Annotated in this window: 12 protein-coding genes; 6 read left to right on the top strand and 6 right to left on the bottom strand. The window is 73.4% G+C overall.

Features of this window, described 5'->3' with window-relative positions:
- Positions 1 to 3: 3 nt before the first annotated feature.
- A complete protein-coding gene (locus AB0J69_RS51095; protein WP_364133846.1) occupies positions 4 to 654 on the bottom strand; it encodes a hypothetical protein in 651 nt (216 codons plus the stop codon).
- A 245-nt stretch (positions 655 to 899) separates the two neighbouring features.
- On the opposite strand from AB0J69_RS51095, the gene AB0J69_RS51090 reads away from it, so the two are divergent.
- Entirely contained in the window at positions 900 to 1,670 is a 771-nt protein-coding gene (locus AB0J69_RS51090) for a CHAT domain-containing protein (RefSeq protein WP_364133843.1), read from the top strand.
- Between the two features lie 72 nt (positions 1,671 to 1,742).
- A complete protein-coding gene (locus AB0J69_RS51085; RefSeq protein WP_364133840.1) occupies positions 1,743 to 2,903 on the top strand; it encodes an Ig-like domain-containing protein in 1,161 nt (386 codons plus the stop codon).
- Positions 2,904 to 3,091: 188 nt separating this feature from the next.
- On the opposite strand, the gene AB0J69_RS51080 is transcribed toward AB0J69_RS51085, so the two are convergent.
- Both AB0J69_RS51080 and AB0J69_RS51075 read right to left on the bottom strand, forming a co-directional pair.
- On the bottom strand, positions 3,092 to 3,757 hold the full coding sequence (locus AB0J69_RS51080; RefSeq protein ID WP_364133838.1) for a response regulator transcription factor: 666 nt from the start codon (positions 3,755 to 3,757) through the stop codon (positions 3,092 to 3,094).
- Entirely contained in the window at positions 3,754 to 4,890 is a 1,137-nt protein-coding gene (locus AB0J69_RS51075) for a histidine kinase (protein WP_364133835.1), read from the bottom strand. The genes AB0J69_RS51080 and AB0J69_RS51075 overlap by 4 nt, the downstream gene beginning before the upstream one ends.
- Positions 4,891 to 5,043: 153 nt before the next feature.
- Here AB0J69_RS51075 and AB0J69_RS51070 point away from each other — a divergent pair, with 153 nt between their 5' ends.
- The 4 genes from AB0J69_RS51070 to AB0J69_RS51055 all read left to right on the top strand — a co-directional run bounded on the left by AB0J69_RS51070 (position 5,044) and on the right by AB0J69_RS51055 (position 8,983).
- Complete coding sequence (locus AB0J69_RS51070) at positions 5,044 to 5,457, top strand: hypothetical protein (RefSeq protein WP_364133832.1); 414 nt, start codon at positions 5,044 to 5,046, stop codon at positions 5,455 to 5,457.
- Positions 5,454 to 7,100, top strand: a complete 1,647-nt coding sequence (locus tag AB0J69_RS51065) for a multicopper oxidase domain-containing protein (RefSeq protein WP_364133830.1) — start codon at positions 5,454 to 5,456, stop codon at positions 7,098 to 7,100. The genes AB0J69_RS51070 and AB0J69_RS51065 overlap by 4 nt, the downstream gene beginning before the upstream one ends.
- A 110-nt stretch (positions 7,101 to 7,210) precedes the next feature.
- Positions 7,211 to 8,077: a fumarylacetoacetate hydrolase family protein gene (locus tag AB0J69_RS51060; protein WP_364133828.1), complete on the top strand. Its 867-nt coding sequence runs from the start codon at positions 7,211 to 7,213 to the stop codon at positions 8,075 to 8,077.
- 15 nt (positions 8,078 to 8,092) lie between these two features.
- Positions 8,093 to 8,983 (top strand): LysR family transcriptional regulator, encoded by an 891-nt coding sequence (locus AB0J69_RS51055; protein WP_364133825.1) that lies wholly within the window; start codon positions 8,093 to 8,095, stop codon positions 8,981 to 8,983.
- On the opposite strand, the gene AB0J69_RS51050 is transcribed toward AB0J69_RS51055, so the two are convergent.
- The 3 genes from AB0J69_RS51050 to AB0J69_RS51040 all read right to left on the bottom strand — a co-directional run.
- Positions 8,972 to 10,957, bottom strand: a complete 1,986-nt coding sequence (locus tag AB0J69_RS51050; protein WP_364133822.1) for a glycosyl hydrolase family 28-related protein — start codon at positions 10,955 to 10,957, stop codon at positions 8,972 to 8,974. The genes AB0J69_RS51055 and AB0J69_RS51050 overlap by 12 nt on opposite strands.
- A gap of 113 nt (positions 10,958 to 11,070) precedes the next feature.
- On the bottom strand, positions 11,071 to 11,847 hold the full coding sequence (locus AB0J69_RS51045; protein WP_364133819.1) for a hypothetical protein: 777 nt from the start codon (positions 11,845 to 11,847) through the stop codon (positions 11,071 to 11,073).
- A 63-nt stretch (positions 11,848 to 11,910) separates the two neighbouring features.
- The coding region (locus AB0J69_RS51040; protein WP_364133817.1) for an FCD domain-containing protein at positions 11,911 to 12,340 on the bottom strand (430 nt) is incomplete at its 5' end.

Genomic DNA, 12,340 nt, shown 5'->3' with positions numbered 1-12,340 from the left:
TTCCTAGGCGAAGCGCTCCACGGTGACGGGGATGAGGCCCTGCTCGCGGACCGCCTGCCGGTGATGGTGCAGCAGGGCGCCGAGCGTGGTGACCGGGCCCGCGCCCAGCCGCGCGGTCACGTCCACGCACCAGGCGATGCCCGCGCCGATCCGGCGCAGCTCCCAGGTGAAGCCGTGGCCGCCGGAGCTGGCCGAGGCCTTGCCGACCACGCGCGGGTCGCCGGTGGGCTCCAGCCGCAGGGCCGTACGCGCGTTCGCCAGCCCGTCGGCGCCGAGCTCCCCGGCGAACAGGATGCGGTAGCGGCGCGCACCGGAGCCGTTGCCCAGGTTGAGCGGGGCCGTCGTGGGCAGGTGGCGGCGCTCCTGGAACAGGGTGCGCAGCCCGGCCTCCTCCGGCAGCTCGCCGCCTCCGAGGCGGGCGAAGGCGGCGCACGCCTCCTGCCTGCTCACCGGCGTCACCCGCCCGCGCAACGCGGTGTCGGCGCGGATGGCCCGGCTCAGCTCGGCCGAGGCGGACCAGGCTCCGGTGTCCGGTCTCCACTCGGCGCCGTCGATGCCGGCCGCCGTGTAGTCGTCGCACAGGACGAACTCCTCCACCAGGAGGCCTGCGGGCGATCGGTCGCCCGCTGTCGCGGAGATCAGGTAGTAGTCCACCGGGCCATGATTGTGGTCGGCCGAGCGCCGGATCAAGATCATTGACCCGCGCGGCGGCGGGTGTCGCGCGCGCCCGGCGCGCGATCCGGACGGCGGCTGGCGCGGGATCCAGACGGTCGGCACCTCCGCGGCGTCCGCGGGCCGGCAGACCAGGCGGAACGCCGCAGTTCGCCCGGGCCGAGGCGGACCTGGCCGAGGCCGGCCGCATCTGCGTCGAGCACGACCTGGGGTTCAGGCTGGCGTTCGTGCTGCAGAACCACGGCTGGATCAAGGCGGTGCGGGGGCACGCGCTGCCCGCGCTCCGGCTCTTCGAGGAGGCCGAGCAGCGGCTGCGCGACCGGCCGGCCGGTCGCGGGGGCGTCGTCGTGGTCGCCGGCCCCGACCGGGGCGGCACCGACCTGCCGGGGGCGTACGAGGAGGCAAAGGGCGTGGCCGCCCTCCACGGCGTCCCGCCGATGCTGGGACCCGGCGCCGGCGTGCGGGACGTCATGGCGGCGCTGGACGGTGCCGCGCTCGCGCACCTGGCGGCCCACGGGCGCGTCCATTCCACCAACCCGCTGTTCTCCTCGATCCTGCTGTCGGACGGCCCGCTGACGGCCTACGACCTGGAGACCCTGCCCCGCGCCCCCGAGCTGGTGGTCCTCGCGGCCTGTGACGTCGGCCGGTCCGCCGTGCTGGCCGGCGACGAGATCCTCGGGTTGTGCGCCACCCTGCTCGCCCAGGGGACCCGCCAGATCATCGTCCCGGTGATCTCCATTCCCGACATCGAGACGGCGCCCGTCATGATCGCCTTCCACCGCTTGCTGGCCGCCGGCAGGACGGCGGCGCAGGCACTGGCCGGCGCCCAGATGTCGGCCTCCGGCGGCCCGGCCGCGCAGGTCTCGGCCAGGTCCTTCGTCAGCCTGGGCGCCGACGGGGGCTCACGCCCGCGTGAGCGCCGTCCTTCGGTACCCCGCATGCGCATGGGCGAGGCCGATGCGGGCAGGAGTCCCGCCGAATCTCTGAAAACGGTCTAATGTGAATGATTGCCTACAAGTCAGGCGCGGGAGGCATCGGCGATGCGGAACGGCCGGACCAGCAAGATACTCGTGAGCACCCTCACGGCGGCGCTGCTCGTGACCGCCGGCTGCACCTCCTCGGGCGGCGGCGTCGGGGAGCCGGGCACGTCCCCGCAGGCCCAGGGCCCGGTGGCCAGGCTGTCGATCACGCCCGCCGACGGGACGAAGAAGGTGGCCCCGGACACCGGGATCAGCGTCAAGGCCACCGGCGGGCAGGTCACGAAGATGACCGTGGCCGACGCCAAGGGCCGTACGGTGAAGGGCTCCGTGGGCGCGGACGGGATGTGGCGGCCCCAGTGGCCGCTGCGGCCCTCGACCGCGTACACGGTCAGCGCGCAGGCCACCGGCACGGACGGCAAGCAGGTGACGGGGGAGTCCACGTTCACCACGCTCAAGCCGAAACGGGTGCTGGACAGCGGCATGTCGCCCCTGGACGGCGAGAAGGTCGGCGTGGGGATGCCCGTGCAACTGCTGCTCTCGCAGCCGGTGACGGCCAGGAAGGACCGGGCCGCGGTCGAGCGGTCGCTGGTGGTGCGGATGTCGCAGCCGGTCGAGGGCGCGTGGAGCTGGGTGAGCGACCGGGAGGTCCAGTTCAGGCCGCGTGAGTACTGGCCGGTCGGCCAGAAGGTGACGGTCGTGGCGCACCTGGCCGGCCTGCGGGCCGGGCCCGGCCTGTGGGGGACCAAGGACCGCAGCCTGACCTTCACCGTCGGGCCCGAGCACATCACCAAGGTCAGCGCCGAGACCCACCGGGCGGTCGTCCGGAAGGACGGCGAGGTCGTCAAGACCATCCCGGTCAGCCTGGGCAAGCCGGGCGACGACAGCTACTCCGGCGTCATGATCGCCCAGGAGAAGGCCGCGGACATCGTCATGGACTCGGCCACGATCGGCGAGCCCGGCGAATACCGCATCCGGACGAAGTGGAACGTCCGCATGACCTACAGCGGCACATTCTTCCACGCCGCCCCCTGGTCCACCGGCGCGCAGGGCAGCTCCAACGTCAGCCACGGCTGCGTGAACGCCAGCCCCGCCAACGCCCGCTGGTTCTACGAGTTCACCCAGCGCGGCGACATCATCGAGGTCACCGGCACCTCCAGGAAGCTGGAGTTCGGCAACGGGCCGACGCCGTGGGCGAAGTCATGGGAGGAGTGGCTGGCCGGCAGCGCACTGGGCGAACCGGTCAATGGATGACACCGGTCGGGCGCTTCGCGGGTACGGAGTGCGGGGCGCAGACTGGGAGGATGACACCGGCGTCGAAGGAAGGCGTTGTGATTGCGGGTGCCTGCTGACGGAACCGGCCGAGGGCTGTTCCGGCTCCCGGCCATGGCCCTGTGGCTGCTGGTCTGGCTGCTGAACGCGTACGAGTTCCTGGTGGCCTTCTAGGCGCTCGTCCCGGGCACGACCAGGCCCGATTCGTACGCGAAGACCACCAGCTGGGCTCTGTCGCGCGCCCCGAGCTTGATCATCGATCTGCTCACGTGGGTCTTGGCGGTGGCGCCGCTGATCACCAGGTGCGCGGCGATCTCGTCGTTCGACATGCCCTTGGCGACCAGGGCGACGATCTCCTGCTCGCGGGCGGTCAGCAGGTCCAGCCCGGGGGAGGCGACGGGGCGGGGCGGGGTGCTGACGTACTCCTCGATGAGGCGGCGCGTCACCGAGGGGGACAGCAGCGCGTCGCCGCGGGCGGCCACCCGCACCGACTGCAGCAGGTCGCCCGGCTCGATGTCCTTGAGCAGGAAGCCGCTGGCGCCGGCCCTGAGGGCGGCGAAGACGTACTCGTCGAGGGCGTAGTTGGTGAGGATCACCACGCGTACGGCGTCCAGGTCGCGGGAGGCGCCGATCCTGCGGGTGGCCTGGATGCCGTCCATCAGCGGCATGCGCACGTCGAGCAGCGCCACGTCCGGCAGCAGCCGCCGGGCCAGCTCGACGGCCTGCGCGCCGTCGCCCGCCTCGCCGACCACCGTGATGTCGTCGGTGAGCTCCAGCAGGGCCTTGAAGCCGGCCCGGATCAGCGGCTGGTCGTCGGCCAGCAGTACCCTGATCATGCGGCGACCCGGACGGGGAGCTCGGCGCGGACCGCGAAGCCGCCGCCCTCGCCGGGGCCCGCGGTGAGCGAGCCGCCGATGGCGACCGCGCGCTCGCGCATCCCGATCAGCCCCATCCCGGGGCTCATCCCGGGGCCGGAGACGGGGCCCGGCTCGCCGTCGTTCTCCACCCGCAGCACGACCATCGAGGGATCGTACTCGACGGCCACCGTGACGGCCGCCGCGCCCGCGTGCCGCAGCACGTTGGTCAGGGCCTCCTGCGCGATCCGGTAGGCCGCCCGGTCCACGGCCGGCGGCAGCGCGTACGGGTCGCCGGAGACCGTGTGCGCCACCCGCAGCCCCGCCCCCTCGGCCCTGGAGACCAGCCGGGGCAGCTCCGACAGCCCGGTCTCGACCTCCTCCGGGTGCCGCAGCACGCCCAGCGTGGAGCGTAGCTCGCGCATCGCCTCGTGCCCCGACTCCTTGATCGCCGCCAGCGCCTCCCTGACCCGTTCCGGATGCCGCTCCAGCAGCTCCATGGCCAGCGCGGCCTGCACGTTGACGACCGAGATGCTGTGGGTGAGCGAGTCGTGCAGCTCCTGCGCGATCCACAGCCGCTCCTCGCCCGCCCGGCGCAGCGCGGCCTCCTCCCGGGTGCGCTCGGCCTCCTCCGCCCGCTGCTCCACCGCCCGCAGGTACGCCCGGCGGGCCCTGATCACCTCGCCGGCCACCACCATTGCCACCAGCCAGCCGCTCAGCAGCGTCATCGAGTTTCCGGCGGCGGGATCCGCGGGCGACAGCGCCATCAGCCCGTACACCGCCCCGGCCAGCGCCACCGCCAGCCAGACCGCCGCCCTGCGGCGGCCGAGCACGGCGAGGGTGTAGATCGAGGCCAGCGCGGGCGCGGCGGCGAACACGCCCGGGTAGTGGGCCGCGTAGTAGACGACCCCGCAGGCGGCCGCGACGATGCCCGCGGCCAGCGGGGCGGTGCGCCGGAAGGCGAGCGACAGGGCCGCGACCGTGATCAGCGTCAGGCCCAGCGGGTCGAGCGGCCGCTCGAAGGGTCCGGTCCACGACAGGTTCGCGTACGTGCCCGGCACGATCGCCGTCAGGGCGCCCAGCGCGACGAGCGCGTCCATCCTCCGGGTGTTCATGCAGAACAAGGTAGGCGACGGCGTTCAGGCCGGGCGTCATCCCCCGGTCGTACGTTCCCGGCTCAGGACGTCCTGCGTACGACCCCGGGAGTACGCGGGGAGGCCCTCCCGCGTGGGATGTGACCAGGGGCTCCTCCTTGGAGCATGTCGGGCATGACCTCCTTGAACACCGCACCGCCGCCCGGCTGGATCGTCTGGTCGTTGCGGGTCCTGGCCACCGCGCACCTGACCGGGGTGCTGGCGCAGGCCGTGCTCGCCGGGCTGTTCGTCACCGGCGACGTGGACCTGCTGACCTGGCACCGGGACAACGCCGGCGTCACCCACAGCCTGCTCTACCTGCAGCTCGTGGCCGCCGTGCTGCTGTGGCGGCCGGGCCGGGGGCCGCTGTGGCCGGCGCTGGCCAGCCTGGGCATCGTGGCGGCGGAGACGGTGCAGGTGGTGCTGGGGCAGTCCCGGCTCGTCGCGCCGCACTTCCCGCTCGGCATGGCCGTCTTCGGCCTGTCCGCCGCCTTCACCGCCTGGGCCTGGCGCGCCTTCCGCACCCCCGCCGCCGCGGGCGCGGCATGAGCGCGGGCGTTTCCCGGCGGGCGTTTCTCGGGGTGCTGGGCGCGGCGGGGGTCGCCGCGGTCGCCGGTTGCGGTGGGCCGCACGAGAAGGCGGGGCAGCTTCTGGTGAGCCGGGCTCCCCTGCCCGAGCCCTTCACGGTCCCGCTGCCGATCCCCGAGGCCGCCCGGCCGGTACGTCCCGGGCACTACGAGGTGACGCAGCGGGTGGCCGCGGCGGAGATCCTGCCCGGCCTGCGCACGGAGGTGTGGGGTTACGGCGGCACCTTCCCCGGCCCCACGTTCGAGCTGCGGCGCGGCGTCCCCGTCACGGTCAGCGTGCGCAACGAGCTGCCCGTGCCCACCTCCACGCATCTGCACGGCGGCGTCACCCCGCCCGCCTCCGACGGCTACCCGACCGACCTGGTCGTGCCGGCCGGCCACGCCGCGCACCGCGGTCACCCGGGGGAGGTGCTGCACCAGGTGGTGAAGGACTACCGCTACCCGGTGGAGCAGCGGGCCGCCACGCTCTGGTACCACGATCACCGCATGGACTTCACCGCGCCGCAGGTGTGGCGGGGGCTGGCGGGGTTCGCGCTGGTCCGCGACGCGGAGGAGGACGCGCTGCCGCTGCCCGGGGGCGAGCGGGAGCTGCCGCTGCTGATCTGCGACCGGGCGTTCGAGGAGGACGGCTCCTTCCGCTACCCCCAGGCGTACGGCGGCGACCCGGCCGCCCACGGCGGCGGGACGGCCGCGCACGGGGCTGCCCACGGCGGCGGGACGACCGGGCCCAGCGGTGGGCCCAGCGGTGAGCACGGAGGTGGGCACGGAGGTGGGCACGGCGGTGGGCACGGCGGTGGGCCCAGCGATGGGCACGGCGGTGACTGGCAGGCGCTCGACGGCGGCTACATGGAGGGCGTCGAGGGGGACGTGATCCTGGTCAACGGCGCGCCCTGGCCGGTGGCCGAGGTGAGCGCCACCCGCTACCGGCTGCGGCTGCTGAACGCCTCCAACGCCCGCAGGTACCGCCTCCGGCTCACCCCCGGCGGCCGGTTCACCCAGATCGGCAGCGACGCCGGCCTGCTGGCCGCGCCCGTGGTCCACGACACGATCCCGATCTCCCCGGGCGAGCGCTACGACGTCGTCGTGGACTTCTCCGCGTACCCGGTGGGCACGGCGGTCACCCTGGTCAACACCCTGGCCGGCGGCCCGGCGGGAAACGTCATGCGCTTCGTCGTCACCCGCCGGGCCCCCGACGACAGCGCCGTCCCGGCCCGGCTGTCCCGCCCGCCGGACCGGCCGCGCGCCGTCACGACCCGCGCGTTCGACTTCCGCAGGACGGACGACGTCTGGACGGTCAACGGCCACCCCTACCGCCCCGGCGTCCCGCTGGCCCGCGCGCGCCTGGGCACCGCCGAGGTCTGGCGGCTGACCAGCGACTTCCACCACCCCGTGCACGTGCACCTGGCCCACTTCCAGGTGCTGGCCAGGAACGGCCGGCCACCCGCGGCGACGGACGCGGGCTGGAAGGACACGGTGGACGTGCGCCCGTACGAGGTCGTGGACGTGCTCCTGCGCTTCGACGGCTACCGTGGCCGGTACATGCTCCACTGCCACAACCTGGAACACGAGGACATGGCGATGATGGCGGACTTCGAGGTGATCTGATCGGCTCAGGACCCTCCCGATCAACCCCGGCAAACTACTAAGTTGATCCCGTAGGGGACAATTCATCGGATGACATTGTGCCCCTCGTCTGACGGAGCTTAGGAGCAGGCATGCAGATCGTACGGTTCACCAGCCCCCTGACCGGCGCCGACGCAGTGGGAGTCGACGACGGTGAGCAGGTGGTGGAGCTGTCCGGGGTCACCACCGTGGGCGAGCTGCTCCGGCTGTCCTCCGATGGGCTGCGCGAGCGATGCGCGGCGGCGGACGGCCCGCGGCACCCGTCCCGGTCCGTGAGCCGGCTCGCCCCGGTGGACGGGCGCATGGAGGTGTGGGCGGCCGGCGTCACCTACCGGCGCTCGCGCGAGGCCCGGGTGCTGGAGAGCGAGCGGGCCGCCGACGTGTACGAGCTGGTCTACGACGCCGAGCGGCCGGAGCTGTTCTTCAAGTCGGTCGCGTGGAAGGTCTCCGGTGACGGCGGCCGCATCGCGGTGCGCGAGGACTCGGAGATCGACGTGCCGGAGCCCGAGCTCGGCCTGGTGCTGAACGCGCACGGCGAGATCGTCGGCTACACCGTGGTGAACGACGTCAGCTCGCGCACCATCGAGGGCGTCAACCCGCTCTACCTGCCGCAGGCCAAGATCTACCTGGGCGGCTGCGCGGTGGGGCCGGCGATCAGGCCCGCGTGGGAGGTCGCCGACCCGTACGCGCTGGACATCTCGCTGAGCATCGCCAGGGCCGGGGAGACCGTGTGGGCGGGCAAGGCCAGCACCTCCCAGCTCAACCGGCGTCTGGACGACCTGGCCGGCTACCTGTTCCGGGCCGACGCCTTCCCGGACGGCGCGATCCTGGCCACCGGCACGTGCCTGGTCCCCGACCTGCCCTTCACGCTCCAGGACGGCGACACGGTGACCATCGGCATCGCCGAGATCGGCACGCTGGCCACCACCGTGGTCAGGGGCCTGGCGGCCATGCGGTGACCATGCGGTGATGGCGTGAACCTGCAGCAGCTCCGCTACGCCGTGGCGCTCGCCGAGGAGCTCAACTTCGGCCGCGCGGCGCTGCGCGAGGGTGTCCGGCAGCCGCCGTTCAGCCAGCAGATCGGCAAGCTGGAGGAGGAGCTGGGCGTGCAGCTGTTCGAGCGGACGACCAGGCACGTGCGGCTCACGCCGGCGGGGGAGGCGTTCGTCGCGGAGGCGCGTACGAGCCTGGCGCACGCCGAGCTGGCCGCCGAGGCGGCCAGGCGGGCGGGCCGGGGCGAGGCGGGGCGGCTGGCCATCGGGTTCGTCGGGTCGGCGACCAACCTGACGCTGCCGAGGGTGCTGCGGCGCTTCCGCGCCCGCTACCCCGCCGTACAGGTGGAGCTGCGCGAGCTGACCACCGCGCAGCAGGCCGAGGAGCTGCGGCAGGGCCTGCTCGACGTCGGCCTCCTGCACGCGCCGCTGGCCGGGGCCGCCGCCGAAGTGCTGTCCACCCGGACGGTGGCCCGCGAGCTGCTGCTCGCCGCCCTGCCCAGCGGCCATCCGCTGGCCGCCCGCACGCCGCTGCCGGCCTCGGCGCTGGCGGGGGAGCCGTTCGTGATGTTCCCCCGCCGGTACGGGCCCGGCCTGTACGACCAGATCACCGCCGTGGCCAGGGCGGCCGGGTTCGAGCCCCGGATCGTCCAGGAGGCCGTGCAGATGCAGACCATCGTGGGCCTGGTCGCGGCGGGGATCGGCGTGTCGATCGTGCCCGAGTCGGTGGCCCGGTTGCGGCGCGGTGACGTGGTGTTCCGGCCGCTGTCGCCGGAGACCAGGGTCGTCACGCTGGACGTGACCTGGCGCACCGGCGACCCGAACCCGCTCGTGCGGAACTTCTGCTCGCTGTTCCCCGCCTCACCAGGGTGACGGGGGCGGGGGCGCCACGACCGGCGGGCGGTCGTCGCAGGTGATGGTGTTCGGCAGCAGCCACGGCGCCAGCCAGCCCCCGTCGTTGCCGCCGCGATCGGCCAGCGAGAACTCCGAGCCGGTGGCGGGGAAGCCGAACGACCCGCAGTTGTTGACCCCGACCGCGCCGACGTTGCGCGCGTCGACGTTCTCGAACGTGGCCGACCCCTTCACCCGCGCGCTGACCACCGAGGTGCCGGTGCCGTCCACCCGGATGTCCTTGAAGTGCACGTTGTCGATCGAGTGGAGGTCCTTCACCGACCACTCGCTCACCAGCATGATCGCGTTGTAGGTGTTGTCCAGGAAGTGGTTGCCGGTCACCCTGATGTCGGCGGAGATGTCCCGCTCCAGCGCGTAGAACCAGATGGCGCCCAGGCCGATGTTCCAGTTCAGCTCGTAGGTGCCGGACCTGACCGTCGTGTTGCCGGTGATGTCCAGCCGCCCGGTGAACGGCTCGGCGCCGAAGCGGGAGCCCACCTGGAGCGCGCTGCCCTCCCTGATCGGGTCGGCGATCAGGTTGGCGGAGATCGTGTTGTCCCCGCCGCCGTAGACGGCGATGCCGTTGGCCAGCGTGGGCGTCTGCACGGTGTTGTGGTCGAACGTGTTGCCGGTGTTGGCGCTCTTCTCCGACCACATGGCCAGGGCGTCGTCGCCGGTGTTGCGGATGAAGTTGTTCGACACGACCGAGTTCGTGACACCGGTGTGGAAGTTGAGGGCGTCGGCGACCTGGTCGACGATGACGTTGTTCGTGATCCGCACGTTCGTCATCGGGCCGTCGAGCCAGATGCCGACCTTGGTGTGGCGGATGTGCAGGCCGTCGATGGTCGAGTCGCTCATCGCGCCGCCGATGCCGTTGACCTGGTCGGTGTCGATGCGCTCGCGCACGTCGCCCTCGATCGCGAAGTCCGACAGGTGCACGTCGCGGCTGCCGCCCTCGGCGGCGGGCCTGCCGTAGAAGCCGACGCCCGTGTGCACCGATCCGTCGGGAGCCGGGCTCGGGAGAGCGACCTCGCGGCCCTTGACGATCGTGTACCAGCTCCCGGCGCCGGTGATGGTCACGTCGTCCACGATGATGTGCCGGTTCACCTGGTACGTCCCCGGCGGGAGGTACACCTTCAGCCCCTTGCGCTTGGCGAACGCGACGGCCCTGTCGATCGCGTTCGCCGAGTCGCGCCGCCCGGTGGGGTCGGCGCCGAACGCCAGCACGTTGGCCGCCAGGAGCTCGACCTTCGGCGGGCCGACGAGCTCGGAGTCGAGCAGGTCGACGACCGTCCATTCGGCCCTGCTGCCGGCCGGGACCGTCAGGCGTACCCGGTCGCCCGCGCGGTAGGTGCGCCCGAGCAGCAGGCGCTGCTCGTCGTAGAAGTGGTTGGGCCGGAACGGCTTCGCGATCGCGGGCGGCGGCGTGGTGGCGCTCGGCACGCACGAGCACTCGGTGATCCACCAGTCGGGGTGCAGCAGGCCGGCGCCGGGGTCGTTGGAGAACGGGTACTGGTTGTACAGCCACGCGTACTGCGACGTCAGCGTCATCGTGGTGCGGGCCCTGCCGTTGACCGTGACGTCGAGCGGCGCCGTGATGCCGCCCCCGCCGGGCGCGTCGGGGATGCTGTAGCGCACGGTGATCGCGTTGGCCCGGGCCGGCAGCGTGAACTCCACGTGCTGCCCGGGCGCCAGCCGGACCGCCCTGCGCCCGGACGCCTCGGCGGGCAACGTGTACGCGCTGCGGTCGGGCCCGATCACCGTGCCGTTCGTCGTGGCGTTCTCCGCCTCCTGCTCGGCGAAGGCCACGTCGGCGCCCCGGCCCGCGACCAGTGCCGGATCCAGGGCCGCCCGGGTCACGACCGGGGCGGGCCCGGGGGAGTCTGCCCGGGCCGGGCCGGTGAGGCCGCAGGCCAGGGCGGCGGCGAGGAGCGCCGCGGTGAGGGTACGAGGCATCGCGGGCTCGATTCTCGCTGGTTCTTCCAGCGCTGGCTCTCTGGCGCTGGTTCTGGGGGTGAGGCGACATTAGGCCCCCCGCACACCGCTCCACAAGGCCCTGTGAACTAGTTTCAGTAATGCCTCAAATTCTTGCGGTAAACGTGTAAGCCGTTTGCGGTGCTTGCGGCGACGAGCGACAGTGGCAGCCCGCCGCACGGGTGCGTCTCGAACCCCGCCTCGCCCCGGAAGACCGACCCGCCGATCCACCTGGCCGTGTTGGAGGCCACCACCCGCCCGGCCGCACTGATCACGAACGCGGGCACCGGCACCTCGCGCAGCACCGGCACGATCTCCCCCTCGAACCGCCGCACGAACACGTCCGCCGCCGCCACCCCGGCGAACCCGCCCCCGGCCGTCACGGGCACCGACAGGGTCAGGCTGTACTCGTCGGTGCACAGGTAGTCGACGTACGGCCCGCAGATCGTCCGCTCGGCCCCTCCGGCCGGTCCCGTGTACCACTCCCAGTGTGTGTAGTCGTAGAAGGCGCTGCTGGCCGGGTCGAGGTCGCGCAGGAGCTGCACCGGCCGGCCGGACGGGTCGTCCTGCCACCACTCCAGCCACCACGGCGCGTCCGCCAGCAGGCCCGGGGCGGCGATGAACCCGATGCCGGCGACGAGCCCGCCGAGACGGCGGAACAACGCGGGCCGCAGCGTCGCCAGGTCCGCCCTGCCCAGGGGCCGTCCCGCGCGCCTCCGGTCGGCGATCAGGACCGCCGTGCGCTCCCGTACGTCGTCGAGCGCCGCGAAGACGCCCTCCACGGCCGCGCGCACGCACGCCACGGCCCGCCCCACCTCCCCATCCACGCCGTCGCGGGGATCCGGTGGGGCGGGGGTCGGGGGCTGGGGCATCGTGCACCTCCGTGCCTGGGGTCGGGCCCGCCACCACCCGCCGGCCGCCGATCCGCCCTGCGGTCAGGCGTCCGCCAGCCGCAGCCGCAGCTCGATCAGCCGTTCGATCGCGTCGAGCACATGCTGTTCGGCCAGGTCGCGGGCCTCGCCGGGGTCACCGCGGCGGATGGCCTCGGCGATGGCGCGATGCTGGGCCGTGGCCTCATGGTGCCCGCCCGGCTCGTCGTACGGAAGCCACAGCAACGGCCCGATGTCGGCCTGTAACCGGATCTCCTCCTGAGTGAGTCGTGCCGACTGCGAAGCCGCCGCGACCTCCACGTGGAAGCGCCCGTCCAGCCGCCGGAGCGCGGCCCCCGAGCCGGCCTGCGCCGAGGCCGTGGCCATGTCGTCCAGCGATCGCCACAGCGGCGCCACGTCCCCGGGCAGCGCCCGCCGGGCCGCCAGCCGCGCGGCGGCGCCGGCGATGGCCGCGTAGTGGTCGCCCAGGTCCCGC

Origin of the sequence: Nonomuraea sp. NPDC049709 (genome assembly GCF_040674815.1) — a bacterium.
In the GTDB taxonomy this organism is placed as follows: Bacteria; Actinomycetota; Actinomycetes; order Streptosporangiales; family Streptosporangiaceae; genus Nonomuraea.
This window is presented reverse-complemented; position numbering and strand designations above follow the sequence as displayed.